This is a genomic window from Paraburkholderia sp. AV2 (assembly GCF_054968425.1).
This window is the reverse complement of the sequence record NZ_JBANLK010000040.1, coordinates 1-21602: the sequence shown is the minus strand read 5'-3', so window position 1 is coordinate 21602 and position 21602 is coordinate 1. Positions and strand designations below refer to the sequence as shown.

Genomic DNA, 21602 nt, shown 5'->3' with positions numbered 1-21602 from the left:
GTGAAAGCCTTGCAATTCAAATCCTTCGGCGCCCCGGACGTTCTCGAATACGTCGACGTGCCCACACCGGAACGGGACAGCAGCAGCGCCATCGTCCAGGTTCGCAGCGCGTCGGTGAATCCGAGCGACGTCAAGAACGTATCCGGGCATTTCGACCACACGGTTCGGCCGCGCATCCCCGGACGGGATTTCAGCGGCGTCGTGGTGGAAGGGCCGTCCGAATGGCTCGGCAAGGATGTGTGGGGCACCGGCGGCGACATCGGCTTTACGCGTGACGGCACGCACGCCGAGTACCTCCGGGTGCCGCTTGCGGCGCTTTCTCGCAAGCCCGAAACGCTCTCGCACGAAGAGGCGTCGGCCATCGGCGTGAACTTCGTCGTCGCCTGGCTCGGGACCGTCACCTATGCACAACTGAAAGAAGGCGAAACGATTGCCGTGATCGGCGCAGGCGGGGGAGTCGGCGGCGCCGTTACGCAAATCGCAAAGGCGCGCGGCTGCCGGGTGATCGGCATTGGCACTGCCGCGCCGGCTGCCGGCTCGCCTGCTGCGGAGCTCATCGACGAATACGTGCCGTTCGACGACAACACGATCCACCGTGTTCGCGAACTGACGGGCGGCGTCGACGTGGTGTACGACTCCGTGGGTGGCATTGCCTTCGAAACCGCCCTGCATCTGGCGAAGCGGCGCGGCCGCGTGGTGGAGATCAGCGCCACGGGCAAGCGGCGGGTGGATTTCGACATGATCGACTTCTACCACAACGAAACCCAACTGTTCGGCGCCGACAGCGCGAAGCTGAGCGTCGCCGAGTCGGCGCCGCTCATGACCGCGCTCGTAGAAGGCTTCGAAAGCGGCAAGCTGAGAGCGCCCATCATCGCTCACCGCTTCGATCTGGCTCACGGCCAGGACGCATATCGCGCCGTCGCCGCGGGTACCGCCGGCCGTGTTGTCATCAACATGTAATTGCGTTTGATCATCGAATGACTCTACCAGGGAGTACGAATTACGGAGTGCGCGAGTAACGACGGACTCAACCGCCGGAAGCGCGGTTCAGCACAAAAGTGAAATCGAGCGTGCTGAAGGGCGTTTCCATGATCGTGCCGTCCGGCGCCGCCCCGGCTTCGTGACGATGCCAGTCGGCAATCAGCGATGAGCGCACGCCGAAGACGGCGTCGGAGTCGAGGTACTGGTCGCCGTCGCGAAACACGTGCGTAATCAGACGCTCGTAGCCCGGCGCCTCGATCATGAAATGGAGGTGAGCCGGCCGCCACGGGTGGCGTCCCAGTGCCTTCAGCATGCGCCCCACCGGGCCGTCGTGAGGAATGGGATAGGACTCCGCCGTGATCGAGCGGAAGTGGAAGGTGCCGTCCTCCTGGCTACGGAGCGTGCCGCGCCCCTTGTTTTCCGCCTGCCCCTCGTACTGCACGTCGTAGAAGCCGTCCGAGTCGGCCTGCCAGACCTCGACGCGCGCGTGCGGCACCGGCTCACCCGCGAGGCCCGTCACCTTCCCGCTGACGAAGCACGGCTCGCCCTTCGCCCCATTGCCCACGTCGTCGCCGTTCTCGTATTCCGGCGCATTCTCGACGAAGAACGGTCCGAACACCGTGGATTCGGTGCAGCCGGCGGGCTTCCGGTTATTGAGCGCCGTGACCAGCATGGATAGCCCCAGGGTATCCGAGAGCAGGATGAACTCCTGGCGCTTGTCGTCGGTGATATGCCCGACGTCGGTGAGAAACTGGATGCCCTTGAACCACTCTTCCTCGGTCAGCTCCACGTCGCGCGCAAAGGCGTGCAGGTGCTGAACCACGCTCGTCACGATCTGCTTGAGACGCCGGTCGGTCGCATTGGCGTGGCGAGCGAGAACGATCTGGGTAATGGTGTCTTCGTCGACGTTACGCATGGTGTCTCCGTGTTTGTCCGCTTTGAGACAAAATATAGTCGACCGTCGGCCGGTGAAAAAGCCCGCCGCCGGGAAACATAATCCCGCCCGGCGGGAAACCGGAGACAGACGTGGACAAGTGGGCGGAAGTCCAGCTATTCGTGGAAACCGCGGAGCGCGGCAGCATTTCGAAGGCCGCCGAGGTGCTGGGGCTTTCGACGTCGGCGGCCGGCCGGCATCTCGCCAATCTCGAACAGCGCCTGGGTGCGCGGCTCGTCGAGCGCAACACGCGGCGCCTGTTCCTGACGGAGGTTGGCGAGGAGTTCTATCGCCGCTGCCGGAATCTGCGCTCGGAAATGGAGGAAGCGGAGGCGTGGGTCGGTTCCGCCCTGTTGAGCCCGGCCGGCACGCTACGCCTGACCGGATCGGTCTCGTTCTGCTCGCAGATCCTCGCGCCGTTGCTGCCTCAGTTCACGGCGCTCTATCCGAAGCTGGAGGTCGCCATCACGGCGGCCAACCGCTACTTCGATCTGATCGAAAGCGGCATCGACCTGGCCATCCGCACGCGCGAGCACGAAGCGGATTCAGGCCTCGTCATTCGCCGTCTGGCGGAAACGCGGCGCATTCTTGCCGCGTCGCCCGAATATCTCGCGCGTCACGGCACGCCGCGCTCGATCGACGAGCTCGCCGGGCATCAATTCCTCATCTATACGCTCGCCAACAACCCGCACGAGCTTTCGTTCACGAAAGGCGCGTTGACCCGGACGGTCAAGATCGGCGGCACGCTCGAATCGAACGAAGGCCAGGTGATCTGCAAGGCGGGACTGAGCGGGCTTGGCATCGTCATCCAGCCGATCTACATCATCCACGACGACGTGGTGGCCGGCCGGCTCGTTCCGATCGTCGACGACTGGGATCTGCCCCGCCTGAAGATCAACATGGCCTACCCGAAGCGGCAGTACGTGCCGTCGAAGGTACGCGCCTTCATCGACTTCCTGGTCGCGCACTTCGACGCCATGGAGTACGAGCGGCGCTGGACGCAACGCTGGCCATGATGCGCATTCAACGCTTGATCGGCAACGACTCAGGGGTTCGGCACGCTTTTCGGCACATACACGACGAACTCCGGTTGATCGGGAAGATTGTCCAGCAACACGGTGCTGTTCCCGCTCGCGTCGTAGCGATAAATCTGGCGCTGCTTCCGAAGGGCAACGTAGAGGTTGCCCGTGCCATCGAGCGCCATGCCCGATCCCGAATCCGGCAGTTTGATCTTTTTGGTCAATGCCAGCGTTTCTCCGCCCTGCCCGACCGGACTACCGCTCCAGATCCGGTCGCCCGCGCACACGAGCAAGGTCGTGCCTTGCGCGAGCAGATGGGTCACGTCGCCAACGGCGTCGCTGGCGCCCCAGTAGGTGCCCGCTGCCGGGTCGTACAGCCTCACGACCCCGGCCGCCTCATCGGCCACGCACAACACCCCGTTGCAGAGCACCACGTCGCGGACCGAATGATGGATCTTCTCCTGCCCGCCCCTGGCCGCAGCGTCCGCTCCGGCGGTGGTCGTACTGTAGGCAAGGCCTCCCTTGCCGGTCGGCACGGGGGGCGTAGCCGGCACCGGCGGCAAGGCGGGCGTGGCCGACGCCACCAGGGTGCCGTCGAGAAAGGCGGTCTTCTTCGATGGATCGAGAAACTGGTTGAGCCAGGATCCCGCGGGACCTGGCTGCACGCTTGCCGTTTTCCCGTCGACCGAAACGTTTAGCAACGTCACGACGTTCGTGTCCTGGCTGGACACGAAACAGGTGCGTCCATCCGCCGTGAATTCGACGGCGAACGGATGATCGATCGCCCGCACGTCCGTGCCGCCCTGACCGCCAGAAGCCAGCGCGCCCACGTAAAACCAGTTTTCGTTGGGCAATGGCGAGGCGGGCGCCTTGACGAAGCAAAGGACGTTGCTGGTCGCCTTCGCGCCGTTGGCCACGTAGAGATAGCCGTTTGCGAAGCTCAGGTCCCGCAACTCCGAAAGCTCGACGCCCGCCGGCACGCAGAGAATGTTCAACCAGGGCGGAGGCGGCCCGTCCGGGGCCGTCTCGTCATAGGCGTAAAGAGGGTCGGCCGGGATTCGTAAAATTTTCGCCAAAAGCACTTTAAGCCGCTGATTCAAAAACGAAATCGATGCTCGGATCGAGCGGTGGCGCCTTCCGCTGGAGATCCAGCAAGTAGGAGCCGAGCCGGTTGATGTGCTCGCGCCGGTACGGCGACAGCACCCGCAGCACCGCAGCGTCGACCGGATGGCGCTTGGCCTGCAACTCCTTGAGCTTTCGGGACATCCACTGCACGTTGTAGAGGATGACCATGTTCGCGACGAGCTGGTTGTACTTGATGACCTTGCGCTGCTCGTGCCGCAGGTTCTCCGCGATCACATCCCCGCCGAACATCAGCCACTTCGCGAAGTCGTTGAACTGCTCGCTCTTGTTCGTTGCGGCGTGGATCGTGCGCCGCATGTCCGGCTCGTTGATGTAGCGCAGCAGGAACATGGTGCGCACGACGCGCCCGAGTTCGCGGAAGGCGAAATACAGCTTGTTCTTCACGCTCTCCGAGCCCAGGCGACGCAGAATCGTTGAGGGCGTCATTCGGCCAGCCTTGATCGAGATGGCGACGCGCAGCATGTCCGCGAAGTGTCGCTCGATCAGCGCCCAGTCGATACTCGCCCGAAATAACGACTCGATGTTCTTGTACCGCCGGCGCCGATCGGCCTTGTAGAAAACCAGATCTTTGACGTCGCGGATGCGCGGCATCAGGTTGATACCGAGCAAATGCGCGAGCGCGAAGACCGGCGCGCTTTGCGCGTGCGTGTCACCGTGAACGGTATCGGGCGGCACGTCGGACGTGTTCTTGATCAGCCCGTCGAGGATGTAGACGGCTTCATGCACGCCGCAGGGAATGAAGTGGCTGAACAGCGCGATGTACTTGTCGGAGACGTGGTAATAGCCGATGCCGCCATAGCCGCCGTACCGGATGTGGTATTCGGACAGCAGATTCTGCTCATAGAGGTTCCACTTCGTGCCGTCGGCTGACACGCGGCTGCCGGAACCCCAGAATTTGGGCAACATGAATTGGTTGAAGGCGTTGATGACCTTGACGATCGCCTTGTCGAGCCGCTCCTCGGTGACGTGGCGCAGATTGAGCCAGGCAACCTGCTTGCGGCTGAGATTCTTCACCGAGCGCGCGGTCTGCGTCGGGCCCAGGTTGCAACCGTAGCAGAACAGCGTCGTGATGAAGCGCTTGCGCGGCTCGTCGACCTTGGCCTCGAAGCCCGAGAGCGGGCCAAAGAACTTGTGCAGATCGAGCCACTGCTCGGTCTCGCTCAGGATGTCGAGAATGCTGACGGCCCGCATCGACGCCGTGATGGCGTGGTCGATCAGCTCCATGTTCGGGGGATCGGGCTTCTTCTCGAGCTTGTGGAGAATCAGACCCTGCTCGCCGATCTCCACGTGGTCGTTTTCCGGGAACGCGGCATCGACCGCGTCGGCCAGTGCGCTCAGTTCATCCTTGAGTTGCCGCACGAAGGCGCTGCCGTCGATGGGGAAGTCGACGAGTTCGCTGTAGCGCGGCAGCTCGTCGCGGAATTCGTCCCACGACACTTGATGCTCGCGGGGATCGTCGAACTGGTCACTGTGCTCAACGTAGACGTCGCCGGAGTTGAGTTCGCGCATGAGCTGGCTGAACAGGCACAGTTCGAAGTACTTCCGGTGCAGCAATCGAGACGATCGGCCATCCGGAAACACGCACTTCTCCCACTTTTCCGGAATCCAGTCGAGAGGCAACTGGGCAAGATCGGCCTCGCTAAGCAGCAGATACTCACGTCGCGACGAGCGGTATGGCTTTAGCCAATCGAGCGCTTTGAGCAGCGCATCATCCTGCGAGCTCGACTTCACTGAGAGGATGTCGAGGCATTGAAACAACAGCGAGCGAAGCTTTTGGTATGGCGCCAGTAAGAACGGAAACGTGTGGTTGCCGGCTTGCGCGATGTGCTCGTTGCACTGAACCAACACCGAATCCGGATCGTCGTTGAGGGCTACGCGCATGCGCTCGATGCGAGCGGCCGCGGGCAACTCGTCATCTTGGAGGATGTGAAGCACATCGCGAAATTGGCTAACGAGCGATTGCAACTGATCGGCGTGTCTCAGTCGATATTGCTCGAGCCGGAGCTTGGCCGTGCTCTCCAGGTTGCGCACCGTCTTGATGAAGATCTCGGCGACGTCGTCGAGCGCTTTCTGCAACTGCGAGAAGATAAACAGGACGGCAAGCGTGTAGCGTTTGGTAGGCTTGAGGGCACGCATCTCATGGATGTCGAGTGCCCGCGCCTCCGTGACGAGCTGCATGCGTTTCGGCACGGAGAGGATATCCGGCGCCGGCGGCAGTCCATCGGCCAACTCGCTCATCGCCTGGATGTGCTTGAGAAAGCTTGCCACCTCGCGCGGTCCCGGGCGCTTGGGTTCGCGCTTCAGTTCATCCCAGGCTGTGCGGCCTGCGCGTGCCAGGAAAAGCTCGTCGAGCCGCTTTCGCAAGGGTTCGTCCAGCGCCTCTGTGAATGCGCGGTAGATGGCCTCGTTGAGCTGACCGCGGGCCTGGCTCGCGATGCGCGAAAGTGTCGCGAGCGGCGGCAATTCGTAGCGATGGCGAACGAGCTCCTCGAGCATGACGTTGATGATGTCAGGCAGTTCGGCCTTGGTGCGCGCAGCGTTGGCAGCCCAGGAAGTGAGCTGTTCGTTGGTCGAGGCGTCCAAGGGAAGAATGCGGGCGTACTCGCGCAGGATCTTCTGATGCCGAGACTTGCTGCCCGAGCGGTCGTAACGCGTGAGCGTTGTGCGCGGCAACGGGCGTGCGCCGAGCACCGTGCAGACATGCTCGATGATCGCCGACGGCACGTCGGATACGAGCGGCATGTATCCAAGCCGTTGCAACAGCTTCAACTGCGTGAGGATCAAAACGCGCGTCGGCGCCTGGCGGAACAGGCCGCCAACGAAGCGAATTTCAACCGAGCTGGGCGTGTAGACCACGCGTAGCTCGTCGTCGCTTACCTCGGCAGGCAGGACGGGGTAAGCGGTGTCGTGAACGTTGCTCATACCGTCGGGCTGGATCGATTGTCGAACTGCGGCGGTTAGGTGAAGGCACAGGCGTTGGCTCGTGCGTCGTGCAGCGCGTGATGCTCGCCCCCGTGCTCGGCGAAGTATGACGCAAGGCGTTCCGCGCTCAGCCGCGGATTGACGTTCTCGTTCTTCCAGCCCCGAGGCAGCGGGCCGCCGAGCAACAAACCAAGCAGCACAAAGTCGCCTTCATAGTCGTAGCACAGCACCGGCTTTGGCCTGGTCGGTATGGCTTGCAGCCAAGCCAGTAGTTCGCATTTCAACTGTTCGGCCGTCATCGCTCGCCCCGGGAACTGGCCGAGTTGTGGGAGCACAACTTCGCGGACGAAATCACTGCACCGCGCACGATCGAAGTCCGAGCGCTCGGCGTAAAACTCACGGTCATCTTCGCCGACGATCGCCACGCTAACGAGCTCGCAGGCATCGAAAGACGTGAATTCGGTGTCGAGAAAGTAACGGGTCTTCCACGGACTGCGCGGGGCATTCATCGTTGTTGTTCCCGAGAGGTGCGTTCTGGCCGCGCGATTGTAGCGCGGGGCGTCGGGCAGCTCGACGACGTATGCGCCGAGTCACATCATCACGTCGCCTGGCGAGAGCGTTTCGTCGCGCGCGCCGGCGTGGGCTCTGCTCGCGCACTGAGCTGCCCACGCAAGAGGGCAATCCCCTGGGCAAGTGCATCGCGCTCGCGCCGCAGTTCGCGCGCTTCCTCCATGACGCTCGTGAGCTGCTTTTCGTGTCGCTCGGCGAGGCGCCGCTGCTCGGCCGCGTCGGCCGTGAGCCGCTGTACGTCGCCGACGAGCTGCTCGTTGCGCTGCTGGGCCTTCGCAAGAGCGGTTTCCGCGCGGCGCTGTGCGTCGCGAGCCTCCTCGCTTTGCATCATGACACGCTTTTGTACGCTCTCGAGCCGCACGGTGGCCGTGTCGATTTCTACGCGCAAAGTGGCCTCCTGAGCAACACGGTCAGCTCGAAGCGCATCGAGCTCGCGGGTGTGCGCCGCCTGCGCTGCACGCAGTGCCTCTTCGCCCTGGGCACGGGTGTTGTCGCGTTCCGCAGTAGCAGCCTGCGCGGCTTGGACGGCCGCATCGCGCTCGGCTTGCGCACGCGCGCGCTCGACGGTCACCGCGGCGAGTTGCTCCTCGCGTTCATCGAGCTGCGCACGCAGCGTCTGGGCATGGGCCTCCAGCGCCGCGTGAGCAGTGGCCAGGGATTCGGCCCGCGCCGTGGCGTCGGCCGCTTCGCGCTCAAGTTCCTCGCCGCGTCCGGCGAAAGCCTGCTCACCGTGCTCAACGGCGAGGGCCCAAAGCGAAAGCATTGCGTTGGCGACCGGCGCAGGCAGCGCTGCTGCGAGCGCGTCGTTGCGCGCCTGTTCGTCTTTCCAGAGCTTCAGTTCGTCGTTGATCGTCGTGCGGCTGCCCTGGCGGATCTCGGCATAAATCATGTCAACGGTGAGTGCGTGCGGGAGCCGACCAGCGGCGACAAGGCGTGCGGCGGCTTCGCGGGTGCGCAGACGGGTATCACTGATGCGGCTCATGGGCGGATTTTCACCGTGAAAAGTAGTCAGGACGGCGGAGTTTTGCCGACGATTTTACATGTATATCACTGTATTACGTTATGCACGTAACGATATTGGCTGCAAATTTACGATAACACCTATAATCGAAATGATTTCCGGTGTACGCTGCAATCTCGCCCTTCCAAAACGTGCCAGCGATGAACCTGCCCGCCCCGGCATCCGAAGCGCTCCTGCCGCTCGCTCTGCCTGTCGCGCTTGATGGCCGCGACGGCGCCAACCGGGCACACGGCGTCCACCGGCAGATCGCCGCCGACACGGACGTTGAGGCCGTGCGCCTGTGGCTCGCGGAATACGCGGGCTCGCCGCACACCCTGCGCAGCTATCGCAAGGAAGTCGTGCGTCTGCTCGTGTGGACCACCCGGACCCTTGGCAAGCCGCTTTCGAGCCTCACGCGTGAGGATTTCCTGCTCTACGAGCGGTTTCTGGCGGCGCCGACGGTTGACTGGACCGACCCGACGTTGCCGCGCCGCGGCGGGGCACGGCGCCTGTTTGAGGGGCCACTCGCCGAGCGCAGTCGCCGGCAGGCGCTCGGTATCCTCTCGGGCCTCTTCAACTACCTGGTGGCTGCCGGCTACCTTGTCGGCAACCCGCTTGCACTGCGCCGGGGACGGTCCACGCCCGCGGTGCGCACCCGGCGCGTCGAGCGCTATCTCGATGCAGCGCTCTGGCGTATCGTGCTCGATTCCCTGGAGGCGTGGCCGCAAACCAGCGCGCGCGAGCGCCAGCACTACGAGCGCAGCCGCTGGGTCATGCGCTTCCTTTATCACACGGCACTGCGCGCGAGCGAGGCCGCCAACGCGAAGGCAGCCGACTTCTTCCTGCGGCGGGGACGTTGGTGGCTGCATGTCGTCGGCAAGGGGGGCGTCGAGGGCGAGGTGCCCGTGAGCGATGCATTGATCGCCGACTTTGGCCGGTACCGGACCTTCCACGGCATGCCGTCGCTGCCACGCGCCGACGAACTTGCGCCGGCGGTGATGGGCATTGCCGGGGATGCCGGACGGCACCTCACCCCTGCAGCCGTCTATCTGATCGTGAAGGAAGTGTTCCGTCGAGCGGCACATGCGCTCGAGCCCGCTAACCCCACGGGTGCAGCAACGCTGCGGCGCGCTTCCACGCACTGGTTGCGTCACTCGGCAGCCTCGCACCAGGCGGACGCGGGCACCGACATCCGCTTTATCCAGAAGAATCTACGGCACGCATCCATCGAGACGACGGGGCTTTATCTGCACGCTGAGGACGATCGACGTCATGCGGATACGGTAGGCGAAATGCCTCATTGAACACGTATCATTGGCCGCCCACTCACTGCTGCATCTTTCCAGAATATGGAAACACCGTCTCGAGCCCACGTTCTGCGCCAGATACCCCGAAGCGTCATACTGGGCTGCGTCAGCCTGTTCATGGACGTGTCCTCCGAGATCATCCATAGCCTGCTGCCGATGTTCCTGATGGCAGGACTCGGAGCCAGTGCCACGACGATCGGCCTGCTTGAAGGCATCGCAGAGGCAACCGCCCCTGTCGTCAAGGTGTTTTCCGGGACGCTGAGCGATTACCTGGGCCATCGGAAATGGCTTGCAGTTGCGGGATATGGTCTGGGTGCGCTGAGCAAGCCGCTGTTTGCGATGGCGCCGACCATCGGCGTCGTGATCGCGGCGCGCGTGATGGACCGGGTCGGCAAAGGCATCAGGGGAGCGCCTCGCGATGCGCTCGTCGCCGATGTCACGCCATCGCATCTTCGGGGCGCCGCCTATGGGCTCAGGCAGTCGCTCGACACGGTTGGTGCCTTCCTTGGGCCACTGCTCGCTGTTCTCATCATGCTGACGTGGGTGGACAACTTCCGGCTGGCGTTCTGGCTTGCCGTCATTCCCGGTCTGCTCGCCGTTGCCCTGCTCACCGCAGGCATCCAGGAGCCCGCGCGGGAGCGCGGTGCGAAGCGGGTCAATCCGGTTCGCTGGGAAAGCCTCAGGCAACTCGACCGGCGTTACTGGGAAGTCGTCGCGGTGGGCGCGGTGTTCTCGCTAGCGCGCTTCAGCGAAGCGTTCCTCGTTCTGCGAGCCATGGGAAGTGGCGTGCCGGTTGCACTGGTTCCGCTCATGATGGTCGCCATGAATGTGGTCTACTCGCTATCGGCGTACCCGTTCGGCAAGCTTGCCGATACGATGAGTCATGCCCGGCTGCTGGTAGCGGGTCTCTTCATGCTGTTCGCCTCGGACCTGGTCCTGGCACATGGCATTCACTGGGGTATGGTTCTGGTCGGCGTCGGATTGTGGGGGCTGCACATGGGAATGACCCAGGGGCTGCTCGCGACGATGGTCGCTCATGCCGCACCGGAGCAACTGCGCGGCACGGCGTTTGGTTTCTTCAATCTGCTCGGTGGAGTCGTTACGCTGCTGTCCAGCGCGATTGCAGGTGCGTTGTGGGATCGCGTTGGCGCGGCCACCACGTTCTATGCGGGCGCCGCGTTTTGCGTCGTGACCATCGCGCTGGTTTGGCTACAGGGGCCGCCTCAGAGAACCTGAAGCACGTCGGGCCTGCCACAGTGGCAACAACGGGCTGGACTCGCGCAATCAATCCGCGCGCTCCAGAGCCCGTGGCGCTCCGGCCATCGCCGTGCACCGGCCCTCGTACCAGTTTTGCCTGCCGTCGCGAGCGGTCGTTGATGACCTGGTGCCGGCGGTGGTCCGTCATTGTCTTCCAGTTGCGGATTTCATCGCGTGTGCGCAGGCAGCCGGCGCAGAATCCAGTCCGGCCATCCATGGCGCACACGTCGATGCACGGCGATCTGTCAGCCACCGGTCAGGCCGCGAGCCGCAAAGGCAATTGCTGGGACACGCGCCGACGGATAGCTTCTTCGATAGCCTGAAAAACGAACGGGTTCATGCAACTCGCTATCACACGCATCGCCAAGCCGCAGCGGACTTGTTCAAATGCATCGAAGTGTTTTACAACCGCGGTCGCCGTCATTCGTCGCCCGGCTTCGCGTCACCGTCCCAGTTCATGCGAGACTGGCTCGCGGCTCAACAGAAAAAGGATGCTGCTGCATAACCCCAAGCATCTGGAAGGCCCCCGGCGTCAGAATAGTTGTCACGTTGTTTGATTCTTGGACATGGTCCGGGGGCGGTAGAAGGCGAAAAACAGAGGGAAGGTCACTGGCTTGCACACTCGAAGCTGTCGGACGTGATGCTCCTCGTCATTAGTATCGTTGGCACGATGATCGCACCCTAGCAGTTGTTCTTCCAGCAGAGCTATGTGATCGACAAGCGCATCACGCCGCGCTTCATGAAGTATGAGAAAGCTGACCTGTGGATGGGCATCGCGCTGATGCTGATCGGCGCGGTGGCCGTGATGGCATTCAGCGCCGCGCTGTTCTCGGGAAAGCCTGAATTTGGCAATTCCACGGATGCGGGCGGCGTCATCACCGGCCTTGAAAAATACGCCGGACGTACCTCGACCGTGCTGTTCGCGATTGTGCTGTTCGATGCGGCGATCATTGGCGCAGCGGCGGTCTGGTTGTCGACCGCCTATGCGGTGGCTCGATCACGCCGCCCCCGAAATGGCCCTATAACGCCGCCCGCTGACACGCCCGTTCTTGCGCGCCCCCAAACCGCCAAGACTCGACCCGGATGATATAAATTATCGGGGATGCGCAGAGGTTGTCCTATCGTCGGGTCTCAGCTCTGAATGACAGGTCGGCCGCAAATTTTTTCTGATTGCACGAGCATTATCATGATCAACATCAAATACCGGTTGTACCAGCCGAACCTCGCACCCCGCCGTACGCGGGTCCAGGTTCCTGGCTGGGGCGGCACAAGGGATCCCCGGCGGGACGGCTCCCACGAACAAGGCTGGCATTGCCTGCCGTTCGTGGAAGGCGCGCAATACGGTATTGAGCTGTTTTATCCCCACGGCAGCGAGGTCCGGGTCAGCCGTCGTGACGGACAATTCGCTTTTGAGGGGGACTTCGGCCCCAACCCGAACAACGGTGTGAACTGGCCCCCTTTCCGCGCATTTGGGGAGAATTTCTACACCTACCAGCTTCTGTTCGATCTGAAAGTCCCGGAAGGTTATGCCGTGCGCACCGAACCGCATCCGCGCTTCTACCTGAGTGATGCTGAAGACGTGCCGCTTGCCGTACCGGCACTGCTGCGCACAGCCTGGTGGCCCATGATTAACTTCGTGGTGTTCAAAGCCCCGCCTCAGGGTGGCGTTCACGTGTTCCGCCCCGGTGAGCCTTTCATGCAACTTTGTGTCGTGCCAGCTGAGCCGGATTTCACGCTCGAATCCATGGGTGTGGAGGAGGCGGCTGAGCGGGAAATGCAATCGAGACGAATTCATGCCAGCCGCGACACACTGGGACAGGACACAAGGTGGACGTCGTCAACCAATACGGTCTTCGACGGCACTTACCGCCGTATTCTGGGTGCCGCCCGGGCGAGGGATCGGATGGCAGACGATTAGTTTCCGTATATCTGAAAACCAATACCGGGTAACATCATCACCGCATTGTTGTGGTGGTGATGGTAGTAAGGCGGTGGCGGTGGTGGTGTGTAATATACGGGTGGTGGCGTGTAATACTCGGAGCCCGGAGCATAATATCCATGATGGTGATGGTGATGGTGATGGTGATGGTGATGGTGATGGTGATGCTCGCCGCCCGGATACCATTGCACCTGCTCAACCTCCGGCCCTGCTCTGTGTGCCTGTTTCGCCAGCTCTGCATTGTGAGCCCTGAGTGTCTCAACGGCGTTTGGAATGGGCTGAAGCAGGTCAGAATAGGATGACACGGGCAAAGGCACCTGCGGCGCAGCGACATCGGCTGCGGCGTGTGCGCTGGTACTGCTCAGGGTGGCAAGTCCGGCTAGTGTGCCGAGCAGCCCCGCGATCTTACGCTCCATCCGATACTCCTTTATTCAACGAATCGATGTTTCATGACGAAGTAGCGAATCGGCAAATGTGCCGGGATACCCGCTTCATCATGCTCATTCACCACGTGTCCTGCGTTGCGTAAATTGAAAAAGACGCGCTCGCCTGGGTATGCATGGAGAATCCAATTGACGTCCGATTTTAATCGTCACCCTACGCGTCGTCTTTCTGTCGCTCGTCAAATATGTAAGCGGTGGTAACGTCCGGCGACATGCTCGTTGTGGTCAGATGGCGCCGAGTCGGCGTGCCAAGCACGTCGTAAAGCCCCAGAGGATCAGGTTGCCCACCAGCCCGTGTCTTGCCAGTTTCCGACGCGAAGACCCAATGACGTGCATCAACAGTCCGGAAATATCTTTTCCGAACCCACTGGGCCTCTTTGTTCGGATGCCGGCACCGAGCCCAGCGCCACAAACAATTGCCATATCGCGCAACTGACCTTGGCAAAGGTCCGCTTCTACACGACTAAGCGCCTGCACAAAAGTTCAGGGCGCGTTTTTCGTCACTACGGCCTGACCTCGCGAGAGCTGGCATCGGGATGCCCGGCGGCAGATTCCGGCTCGAGTGGCACCAGTTGAGCCCGGGGCAGCCCCGCGCCCAGTTCAAGATTGAGGGCGACGCGCGTCTCGTCGAGTCCGCGCTCAAGATCGTAGACGCCGATACGGGTGCGCAGTGCGGTCGATTCATAGTCGATTATTGCGCGTTGATCGAGCGTGCCCTGGTTATATGCCTCTCGCGCGCACTCGACCTGCTCGTCGGCCGAAACGGCCTCTTCGCGCGCGACGGCCAGGGACGTGGCAATTTGCTTGCTGCGTACCTGAAGCCCACGAATGGTCGAGTCGACCTGATCGAGGCGGGTCTGATACTGCTCATGAAGCAAGCGCCGGGTGGCACGGGTTTTCGCGACCTGGCCCTGGTTTCTGTCAAATATTGGCAGGTCGAACGTGACAATTGGACCACCCGAGCGGATTGCGTCGGTGTCCGAGCCCCACGAACCCCCAAGGACCAGCGTGGGAAACTGTCCGAGAATCGCCGCGCGCACGTCTGCGTCTGCGGAGCGATATCCGAGTTGAAGCGCAATCAGGTCTGGGCGTCGTGCCGGAAGTTCGGTGATTTGCGCATCAAGGTTCGATGGCATTGCCGGCAGTTCGGGCTGGGTGATCCGGAAGCGTGCATCCGCCGTCATGCCTAGCAGTGCGTCGAGTTCCTGCCAGTTTCTGATCTGTGCCAGACGCAGGGACGAGATGGATTGCTCAAGCCCAGCCTTCGATGCCAGCAGCGGGGCAAGATCCGACTGACTCATCTCGCCCTTGTAAACCACCGCACGAACTTCCGAAGCCGCGTGTGAAACTGAGGCAAGCGCCGCTTCGCTGCGCTCGATCGACAATCGTCCCCAGTATAGATCGACAGCCAGAAGGCGCGCCTTTTGTGCCACCTGCCATTCCTTCCAGAGCAGTTCGGCGTTGACTTGCGATACATGCTCACTTGCCGACACCACACGCCATCGATAGGTCAAGAGGGACTTCACGTCCTGCGAAAGCGACGCACTGAACGCATCCGTCGTACCCGGGCCGCCAAGCAACGCAGCGTAACCGAGGCTGACGGACGGATTGGGCAGGACCTCACTTTGCGTGAGGCCCGCCTGCGCAAGATCGGATTCGCCGTGCCACGCTTGCAGTTCGGGATCGTTAAGTATCGCGAGCAATCCGATCTGGTCAACACTCAATGGCCTGTCCACGTCGATGACTTGCGGCTCGCCCCCCGCCGCCGCAGGCAACGCATGCCTGACGTCATCGATGCGGCTCACGAGTTGTGCATGAGCGGGGAGCGGTAGCGGGTGATAGGACGCACATCCGCTAATCCCGCTGACCGTGAGGACGCTGGCGAACAGCCTTTTGCCCGGCATTCGTTTTTGCATGTCTGGCTTCCTCAGCATGTCCCACGTGGTTGTACGAATGCATCGACATGGCTTCATCATGGCGCATCGCGCTGTGCAAGGCGCGCAAGCTGCCTGCGGCGCCCATGCAGATAAAGCGCGGGAATCAGGTTTGTGCTGCGCACAGCGCTCCAGAGGAGCCCGCCGAGGATCACGACGGCGAGCCCCTGTTCAGGCGCCGCACCCTGACCGAGTCCCAACGCAGTTGGCAGCATGCCGAGCATCGCTGTGACAGCGGTCAGCACGATCGGTCTGAAGCGCACGTGGATGCCTTCACGCACCGCGTCTTCCACCGGCATGCCTGCGGCCTCGTTTTTCTGCACGCGATCAAGAAGAACGATGCTATGACGAAGACCGATTCCGATCAGTGTGAGGAAACCGATCATCCCCGTCGCATTCAGTCCGACGCCGCTCACAACGAGTGCAGTCGTACCGCCAGTCAACGCCAGTGGTATTTCCAGCAGCAGGATGGCTGGAATCAGAAGGCCATCGAATTGCAGCAGCAAGATACCGACCATGATGCCAAAAGCCGCGAGCGTTGCGATGACGAGCCCGAGCGCAGCGCGCTCGAGCTGAGCGGCCAGTCCGCCGAATTCGATCCGGTAGCCGGCCGGCAGATGAAGCCCGGACAAGGCCTCGCGCGCGGCGGCGTCGGTGCTGCCGAGTGGCCCATTCGGCGTGGCCAGGATGTCGAGCGCCCGCGCACCCGCAACGTGCTGCATCTGGTTTGGCGTAGCAACCAGCGAGAGAGTCGCGAGCTGTGAAAGCGGTGTCCAGCCTGCCGGAGTCCGTATAGGGAGTGCGTCGAGCATTGCCACGCTCTGCTGCGATGCGTCGGCAAGGCGCAGATACAGACTGAGAGGGACGTTCCCTTCAGGCACCCGCGTAATCACTTCGCCGTTCACGAGGGCATTGACCTGCTCATAGAGCGACGCCGGTGTCATCCCATAGATACCGGGCGCCTGCGCGTCAGGGATGATCTGCAATTGCGTGACGGGGTAGCCATCGTTGTTGAATACGTCGCTGAGCGCGGAGACGTGATGCAACCTCGCCGTAATCCGGTCGGACAGTGCCCGCAATTCCGCGACACTGCTCCCGAACACGTGGATCACGAACGGCTGCGGCAAGCCCGACAAGCTCTCGCCGACCCGTTCGATCGTGGGCGTATCTACGGCGAGCTGGACGCCGGGCAGCCTCGACGCATGCTGAATGCGTTGGCCGATCGCGTCGAGCGCATTGACGCTCACACCGGGCTTGAGCACGACCTCGATCTCACCGGCGTAGGCCGGTTCGGTGTACGACGTGGATGCCGATGAACCCATGCGGGCGTACACGTGCGCGACCGCATCGTCGTGCAGCAATCGCCGGGTAATGGTCGCGACGGCTTTGCGGGTATCCAGGAGCGAGCTGCCGGGCGGCAACGTAAACGATTCGAGAAGCACACCTTCATTGGGCAGTGGCAGGAAATTGATTGGGACGAGGACGAGACCCGCGAGGCTCAGCACCAGAACAGCAAACGTGATCGCGAGACTCGTCCGGGGCGCTCGCGAGACCCACTCAAAAAGCCTCTCGTTTCCTCGCTGAAGGTGCTGCAGCAGCCGGTGGCCGCTACCCATGCCAGAAGCCGGCTTCGCATTCAGAAAGCCCAGGCCGAGCGGAGTCAACGTCAGCGAAACGACCAGCGACGAAAGCAGCGCGACGATCATCGCAAGCGAGAACGGAATGAAGAAAAGCCCGACCAGTCCGCCTACGAACAGTAGCGGCACGTAGATCGCGACATTCGTGAGCGTGCCGGTGATGTCGGGAATGGCGATCGCCTTCAGACCATTCCACACCCCTGCCCAATGCGCGTCCCCGCTTTCCCAGCGGTGATAGATGCTTTCCAGCACGATAATGGCGTCATCAGCGAGCAGTCCGACCGCCACGCTCAGCGCTCCGAGTGTCATCAGGTTGAGGTCCTGTCCGGATGCGTGCAGGGCAGCAATGGCGAGCGCGAGCGATAGCGGAATGCTCAGTGCGAGCGTCACGATTCCGCGTCCCGCGCCTAGTATCCAGAACAGCACGACAATGGCGAGCACCGCGCCGATCAGCAGGTTGCGCCCAAGGTCGGCTCCAACGAGTCTGACGACGTGTCCTTGACTGTACGTTCTCACCCAGCGCACGCCGGAGGGCAACTGTGACTGGCTGCCATTGAGCGTCGCCTGGACCGCACGGGTAACGGCGAGCGTGGACGCGCCCGGTTGCTTGATGACGGTCAGTGCGACACTCGGGTTTCCATCAAGCGAAACGGCACTGTGTGTCGGGATCGCCGAGCGCACGATTTTCGCGAGCGCCCCGAGCGGTATGGCGCCGTTCGGCGTAGTCACCGGAATCGCTTCGAGCTGCGCGATATGCACGGGCAGGCTGCGTGCCTCGATCAGCACGTCGTTATGGCCTAGCGTAACAAATCCGGCAGGCTCGAGCAGAATCTGCGCCTTGATGGCCTGCGCGAGCGCCGTGACCGGCACGCCGTAGCGCTGCATTGCGCGGAGATCCGGTTGAATCCAGAGCGATTCATCCCCCGCGCCAAACACATGCACGAATTGCACGCCGGGAATCGCACGCAACGCCGGCGCGATGTTCGCCAGCACGGCTCGTTGGACCTGGGCCGGCGCTACATCGGCGGGAATCCGGGCGCTATAGTCGGCAACCTCGTTGATCGCATTGCCCATGATCTGTGCGACCGGATCCATCTGCGCCGGCAGTTCTGCACGTGCCCGGTCGATCGCTCCGTTGACCGCCTGCAGGTCAATCTGGGCGTTGCTGCCTTCGCGGAAGCGCACGTCGATTTCGACAGTGCCGTTGCCCATCACCGAGCGCACGCTGCCGAGATTCGTCAGGGTAAGAATCTGGCTTTCGAGCGGGTTGACCACGAGTTGCTCAAGCTCGGTCGCGGTCGTACCCGGCAGATGGGCTGTTACGCTGATCTGCGGAAAATCGAATTGCGGTAGCACTTCAACCGGTGTGTGAACGAGCGCATACGCCGCGCAGAGCAACACGGCGCCAAGCAGCAGTATCCAAAGCACCGGGCGTTGCAATACGCGCGGTATGGCGACATCGCGATCCATAAGTCGGTCCGTCAGTCGGGCGGTTGATAGGTCTGCGCGATGCCGCGGTGGTATTCGAGAAAGGCGTCCCGGGCAACGATTTTTTCGCCGGGCCGCAAGCCGGAGACGATGCCGGTCCACCAGCCTCGCGCCGGGCCAGGGACCACGCGTCGAGGCTCGTCGCCTTTCGGCGTGTGAACAAGCACCCACCACTCGCCTCGATCAAGAATCAGCGCGGCTGTCGGCACCATCACGAGCGGCGCCGATGGGCCGTCGAGCGTGACAGTACCCCATTGCCCACTGATCCAGTGCGCTTCCGGGATTGCACCCAGGCCGACTTGCAAGCCGCCGTCAGCGCCAACGGCGGGCGCGATCGTGGCTATCTTGACGGGGACGGGAGCACCGCCACCGACCGGCGCAAAACGGCCCACCATGCCGACATAAAGCATTGACGCGTTGGCACCGTAGTACTTCGCGCGCACCCACAGAGGGCCTCGCGGTTCAATGGTGAGCAGCGTTTGCCCAGCATGAGTCTGTTCGCCATCGGCTGCCTGCACCGCGATGACGGAGCCTGCAACGGGTGCCGTGATCGCCAGAAGCTCACTCGTCTCCGCCAACTGCGCCTTCGCGGATTGTTCGGCCGCACGCGAGGCGGCGAGCTCGCTGATTGCGGTGTCGACTGCCTGCCGGGTCCCCAGGTGGATGGCGAGTTGTTCGCGGGCGATTTCGAGTGCGTGCGTCGCGGCGTCGAGCCTCGCCTTTGCGCCTTGTAACGCCCCCTCGCGCTGGGTCATCAACGAATACATTTGCGGGCCGCTCACGCGTGCGAGCACTTCGCCGGCGGCGACGATGCTACCGGGCAGGACATGCAGGTCACCCAGCGTCCCTGCGTCAACGGTGCGCACGTTTATGATTGCCGTGGGCTCGACCTGTCCGTATGCAGTCAGCCGCACCGAAAATGTCTGCTCACGCGCGACGACGGTCGGCGCTGCTCCTGCGTCGATGCCTGAACGATCGGCACGTGCGGATTCGCCGAATGTACCGGTCAGCCACAGTAGTGCCACCAGTCCAGCCACGAGGCTGCGACGATTGCGATGAATCAAGACGTCCATGCGAGCAGGTGGCGCAAGATGGGTTCGCCGTACAGGGCGCCGAGCAAACCGGCGACCATCAGCAGGCCCGCAAACCGCGCCTCGATCCGCGGAGATGTCAAGGCAGATGACATCTGCGATTCGGGTAGCGGCGCAAGGAGTCGTTCTATCCGTCGCTGCAGGGCGTCGCGATCGCCGACAAGAAGCGCGTGTGCCTGTATTGTCGACCGCCCCGGCCGACTCGGCTCCTTGCGCGCACCCTGCGTATGACGCAGCGTCGTCAACAAGGCGGCCGCCAGATCTTCGCCCGAAGTCCCCAGGCTGCGCGCCTCATCGTCGCGAGCACATTCGAGGGCCTCCAGCCAGCCATCAAAACGCGCACGTGCACCCGGCCATGGCCATTGCAAGTCGGTTGCGAGCTGTGCGAGCCAGATGCGCAGCGGGTCGCGATGACAAGCGTGTGCCTGCTCGTGTTGCCATGCCGCTTGCAGTGCCGCATCGTCCAGCGTCCTCGCGAGGAACGGAGAAAAAAGCACCCGTGGCCGCAGCAGACCGACAGTGCATACATCAGCATCTCGCGGGTCGCGCCCAAGTGCCCAGACCGCTCGGGCCACCGCCCGCGCAGCAATCAAGGCGAAAGGCAGACAGGCACCGATCAGCACCCATTGGCTGAGGCGATCATCTACTGGATCGGGTTCGCGCAATGCCCAGCCGCAGAGCCACGCTGCCACGAGCATCGCGGGCATGACCGGTAGCCAGAGCCGCAGCCACGCATGGCGCTCGACACCGTGAGCGCCGCCGACCGTCGGGCGCAGCGGAAGCATGGCCAGGGGCTGAAGCGCAACGCCACCGAGCAGAACCACCAGCACGGTGAGTAACGATTCACGTTCCATCGTTGTGACTCCTTTTGGCGTGGATCGCTCGTTCGAGCTCGTCCAGCAAGACCGGGTCTATCTCGTCGACCGCATCCACGAGCGTGGCGACGGCCGCATGGGGCGCGGATCCGAGCAGTCGGGACACGAGGTGTCGTGCCCGGGCGCGGTCAACCTGCACCCGACCGACGGCCGGCGTGTAGACGAATCCGCCCGCGACGCGCTCGCGCGTGATCAGTCCTTTTTCACGCAAGCGATCAACGACCTTCGCGGTCGTCGTATAGACGCGGCCGGCAGGCGCGCCGAGCCGCTCGTGCACGGCACGCACGGACGCCGTGCCCAACTCCCACAGCACGTTCAGGACGGCGTACTCGAGGTCATCGGCAGGTAGACGGAATGGACTCATTCGGGTAGATTACGACAGCTGTCGTAGCTGCGTCAAGCAATGAGACCCTTGGCACCGTGACGCGCACTGAAGCTACCTCGCCAGGTTCTTCGCCCGCATCGTGCTCGCAGCACGCCAGGCGTTGATGAAGTCCGTTCAATCCGTCTTGCCAGCCCATGAGGAAGATCGTGTGCTCGACCTGAGAAACGCATTCGACGAAAAGAAGCTTTTTATTGCCTTCGAGGTGAGCTTGTGGTTCAAGGGCGTTTTTGCCCTTGCTGAGGCGGTATCAGGCGTTGCCGCTTATTTGGCTTCGCCTCGAATCCTGCTGTCCCTCGTGCTTTGGGTTACCAGGGGAGAGTTTGCCGAGGACCCTCATGATCTGGTGGCACACTGCCTCCTTCATTCCGTGCAGCATCTTTCGGTAACCGCCCAGAAATTCGCGGCAGTCTATCTGCTCGCACACGGACTGCTCAAGCTATGGCTGATCGTCGGCTTGCTGCGGCGGCGTCTCTGGTACTACCCGGTGTCAATGGTCGTGTTCGCCTTCTTTATTGCTTACCAGATTTACCGATACACGCTGACCCATTCCGTATGGTTACTGCTGCTCACAGCGATGGATGCGGTCGTCATTGCGCTGACGTGGCACGAGTATCGATACCTGCTGTTCCGTCGCGATCTAAACGGTATTCTGTAGTGCGAGATATTTGGCGTTGAGA

The 21602-nt window shown here is 62.6% G+C and carries 17 protein-coding genes and 3 pseudogenes; 8 read left to right on the top strand and 12 right to left on the bottom strand.

Translation table 11 applies throughout. The annotated features are described in order from the left end of the window. Nucleotides 1–960, top strand: coding sequence for a quinone oxidoreductase family protein (locus tag V8683_RS23470; protein WP_411190968.1), 960 nt, complete (start codon nucleotides 1–3; stop codon nucleotides 958–960). A gap of 67 nt (nucleotides 961–1027) precedes the next feature. Here the strand turns inward: V8683_RS23470 and V8683_RS23465 are convergent, their stop codons facing one another. Next, on the bottom strand, nucleotides 1028–1897 hold the full coding sequence (locus tag V8683_RS23465; protein WP_411190969.1) for an intradiol ring-cleavage dioxygenase: 870 nt from the start codon (nucleotides 1895–1897) through the stop codon (nucleotides 1028–1030). A gap of 110 nt (nucleotides 1898–2007) precedes the next feature. On the opposite strand from V8683_RS23465, the gene V8683_RS23460 reads away from it, so the two are divergent. After that, the gene (locus tag V8683_RS23460) at nucleotides 2008–2931 is read left to right on the top strand and encodes a LysR family transcriptional regulator (protein ID WP_411190970.1); all 924 of its coding nucleotides are present in this window, start codon (nucleotides 2008–2010) and stop codon (nucleotides 2929–2931) included. Nucleotides 2932–2960: 29 nt separating this feature from the next. On the opposite strand, the gene V8683_RS23455 is transcribed toward V8683_RS23460, so the two are convergent. The 4 genes from V8683_RS23455 to V8683_RS23440 form a co-directional block, all read right to left on the bottom strand. After that, nucleotides 2961–3929: a hypothetical protein gene (locus V8683_RS23455; RefSeq protein ID WP_411190971.1), complete on the bottom strand. Its 969-nt coding sequence runs from the start codon at nucleotides 3927–3929 to the stop codon at nucleotides 2961–2963. A gap of 88 nt (nucleotides 3930–4017) precedes the next feature. Continuing rightward, complete coding sequence (locus tag V8683_RS23450; protein WP_411190972.1) at nucleotides 4018–6999, bottom strand: Tn3 family transposase; 2982 nt, start codon at nucleotides 6997–6999, stop codon at nucleotides 4018–4020. A gap of 35 nt (nucleotides 7000–7034) precedes the next feature. Next, the gene (locus V8683_RS23445) at nucleotides 7035–7508 is read right to left on the bottom strand and encodes a 3'-5' exonuclease family protein (protein WP_411190973.1); all 474 of its coding nucleotides are present in this window, start codon (nucleotides 7506–7508) and stop codon (nucleotides 7035–7037) included. An 89-nt stretch (nucleotides 7509–7597) separates the two neighbouring features. After that, nucleotides 7598–8551 carry a DNA-binding protein gene (locus tag V8683_RS23440; protein WP_411190974.1) on the bottom strand — a complete coding sequence of 318 codons (954 nt, stop codon included), beginning with the start codon at nucleotides 8549–8551 and terminating at the stop codon, nucleotides 7598–7600. Nucleotides 8552–8730: 179 nt separating this feature from the next. Between V8683_RS23440 and V8683_RS23435 the strand changes: the two genes are divergently transcribed. Together V8683_RS23435 and V8683_RS23430 are read left to right on the top strand one after the other, a co-directional pair. Further along, nucleotides 8731–9873 (top strand): tyrosine-type recombinase/integrase, encoded by a 1143-nt coding sequence (locus tag V8683_RS23435; protein ID WP_411190975.1) that lies wholly within the window; start codon nucleotides 8731–8733, stop codon nucleotides 9871–9873. Nucleotides 9874–9918: 45 nt separating this feature from the next. Beyond that, nucleotides 9919–11112, top strand: a complete 1194-nt coding sequence (locus V8683_RS23430; RefSeq protein ID WP_411190976.1) for an MFS transporter — start codon at nucleotides 9919–9921, stop codon at nucleotides 11110–11112. Between the two features lie 103 nt (nucleotides 11113–11215). Here V8683_RS23430 and V8683_RS23425 read toward each other — a convergent pair. Then, nucleotides 11216–11386 (bottom strand): annotated as a pseudogene (locus V8683_RS23425) (DUF1289 domain-containing protein); the annotation flags it as partial. Between the two features lie 13 nt (nucleotides 11387–11399). Between V8683_RS23425 and V8683_RS23420 the strand changes: the two are divergent. The 3 genes and pseudogenes from V8683_RS23420 to V8683_RS23410 form a co-directional block, all read left to right on the top strand. Then, nucleotides 11400–11638, top strand: a pseudogene (locus tag V8683_RS23420) (IS3 family transposase); the annotation flags it as partial. A 102-nt stretch (nucleotides 11639–11740) separates the two neighbouring features. Beyond that, nucleotides 11741–12124: pseudogene (locus tag V8683_RS23415) on the top strand (divalent metal cation transporter); the annotation flags it as partial. A gap of 195 nt (nucleotides 12125–12319) precedes the next feature. Next, the gene (locus tag V8683_RS23410; protein ID WP_411190977.1) at nucleotides 12320–13051 is read left to right on the top strand and encodes a hypothetical protein; all 732 of its coding nucleotides are present in this window, start codon (nucleotides 12320–12322) and stop codon (nucleotides 13049–13051) included. Here the strand turns inward: V8683_RS23410 and V8683_RS23405 are convergent. The 6 genes from V8683_RS23405 to V8683_RS23380 all read right to left on the bottom strand — a co-directional run bounded on the left by V8683_RS23405 (nucleotide 13048) and on the right by V8683_RS23380 (nucleotide 20904). Further along, on the bottom strand, nucleotides 13048–13488 hold the full coding sequence (locus tag V8683_RS23405) for a hypothetical protein (protein ID WP_411190978.1): 441 nt from the start codon (nucleotides 13486–13488) through the stop codon (nucleotides 13048–13050). The genes V8683_RS23410 and V8683_RS23405 overlap by 4 nt on opposite strands. Nucleotides 13489–14018: 530 nt before the next feature. Beyond that, a complete protein-coding gene (locus V8683_RS23400; RefSeq protein ID WP_411190979.1) occupies nucleotides 14019–15431 on the bottom strand; it encodes a TolC family protein in 1413 nt (470 codons plus the stop codon). Between the two features lie 56 nt (nucleotides 15432–15487). Beyond that, the gene (locus tag V8683_RS23395) at nucleotides 15488–18676 is read right to left on the bottom strand and encodes an efflux RND transporter permease subunit (RefSeq protein WP_411190980.1); all 3189 of its coding nucleotides are present in this window, start codon (nucleotides 18674–18676) and stop codon (nucleotides 15488–15490) included. Beyond that, nucleotides 18568–19647, bottom strand: a complete 1080-nt coding sequence (locus tag V8683_RS23390; protein ID WP_411190981.1) for an efflux RND transporter periplasmic adaptor subunit — start codon at nucleotides 19645–19647, stop codon at nucleotides 18568–18570. The genes V8683_RS23395 and V8683_RS23390 overlap by 109 nt, the downstream gene beginning before the upstream one ends. Further along, nucleotides 19635–20519 carry a hypothetical protein gene (locus V8683_RS23385; protein WP_411190982.1) on the bottom strand — a complete coding sequence of 295 codons (885 nt, stop codon included), beginning with the start codon at nucleotides 20517–20519 and terminating at the stop codon, nucleotides 19635–19637. The genes V8683_RS23390 and V8683_RS23385 overlap by 13 nt, the downstream gene beginning before the upstream one ends. Next, nucleotides 20509–20904: a BlaI/MecI/CopY family transcriptional regulator gene (locus V8683_RS23380; RefSeq protein ID WP_411190983.1), complete on the bottom strand. Its 396-nt coding sequence runs from the start codon at nucleotides 20902–20904 to the stop codon at nucleotides 20509–20511. The genes V8683_RS23385 and V8683_RS23380 overlap by 11 nt, the downstream gene beginning before the upstream one ends. A 124-nt stretch (nucleotides 20905–21028) precedes the next feature. Between V8683_RS23380 and V8683_RS23375 the strand changes: the two genes are divergently transcribed. After that, nucleotides 21029–21580, top strand: a complete 552-nt coding sequence (locus tag V8683_RS23375) for a DUF2127 domain-containing protein (RefSeq protein ID WP_411190984.1) — start codon at nucleotides 21029–21031, stop codon at nucleotides 21578–21580. Nucleotides 21581–21602: the final 22 nt, after the last annotated feature.

Bases quoted from the DNA above. Each gene is read 5' to 3' on its own strand.
- V8683_RS23375 (WP_411190984.1), top strand. From the start codon at position 21,029: ATGAAGTCCGTTCAATCCGTCTTGCCAGCCCATGAGGAAGATCGTGTG.
- V8683_RS23400 (WP_411190979.1), bottom strand. From the start codon at position 15,431: ATGCAAAAACGAATGCCGGGCAAAAGGCTGTTCGCCAGCGTCCTCACG.
- V8683_RS23430 (WP_411190976.1), top strand. From the start codon at position 9,919: ATGGAAACACCGTCTCGAGCCCACGTTCTGCGCCAGATACCCCGAAGC.
- V8683_RS23450 (WP_411190972.1), bottom strand. From the start codon at position 6,999: ATGAGCAACGTTCACGACACCGCTTACCCCGTCCTGCCTGCCGAGGTA.
- V8683_RS23440 (WP_411190974.1), bottom strand. From the start codon at position 8,551: ATGAGCCGCATCAGTGATACCCGTCTGCGCACCCGCGAAGCCGCCGCA.
- V8683_RS23435 (WP_411190975.1), top strand. From the start codon at position 8,731: ATGAACCTGCCCGCCCCGGCATCCGAAGCGCTCCTGCCGCTCGCTCTG.
- V8683_RS23445 (WP_411190973.1), bottom strand. From the start codon at position 7,508: ATGAATGCCCCGCGCAGTCCGTGGAAGACCCGTTACTTTCTCGACACC.
- V8683_RS23380 (WP_411190983.1), bottom strand. From the start codon at position 20,904: ATGAGTCCATTCCGTCTACCTGCCGATGACCTCGAGTACGCCGTCCTG.
- V8683_RS23405 (WP_411190978.1), bottom strand. From the start codon at position 13,488: ATGGAGCGTAAGATCGCGGGGCTGCTCGGCACACTAGCCGGACTTGCC.
- V8683_RS23465 (WP_411190969.1), bottom strand. From the start codon at position 1,897: ATGCGTAACGTCGACGAAGACACCATTACCCAGATCGTTCTCGCTCGC.
- V8683_RS23390 (WP_411190981.1), bottom strand. From the start codon at position 19,647: ATGGACGTCTTGATTCATCGCAATCGTCGCAGCCTCGTGGCTGGACTG.
- V8683_RS23385 (WP_411190982.1), bottom strand. From the start codon at position 20,519: ATGGAACGTGAATCGTTACTCACCGTGCTGGTGGTTCTGCTCGGTGGC.
- V8683_RS23410 (WP_411190977.1), top strand. From the start codon at position 12,320: ATGATCAACATCAAATACCGGTTGTACCAGCCGAACCTCGCACCCCGC.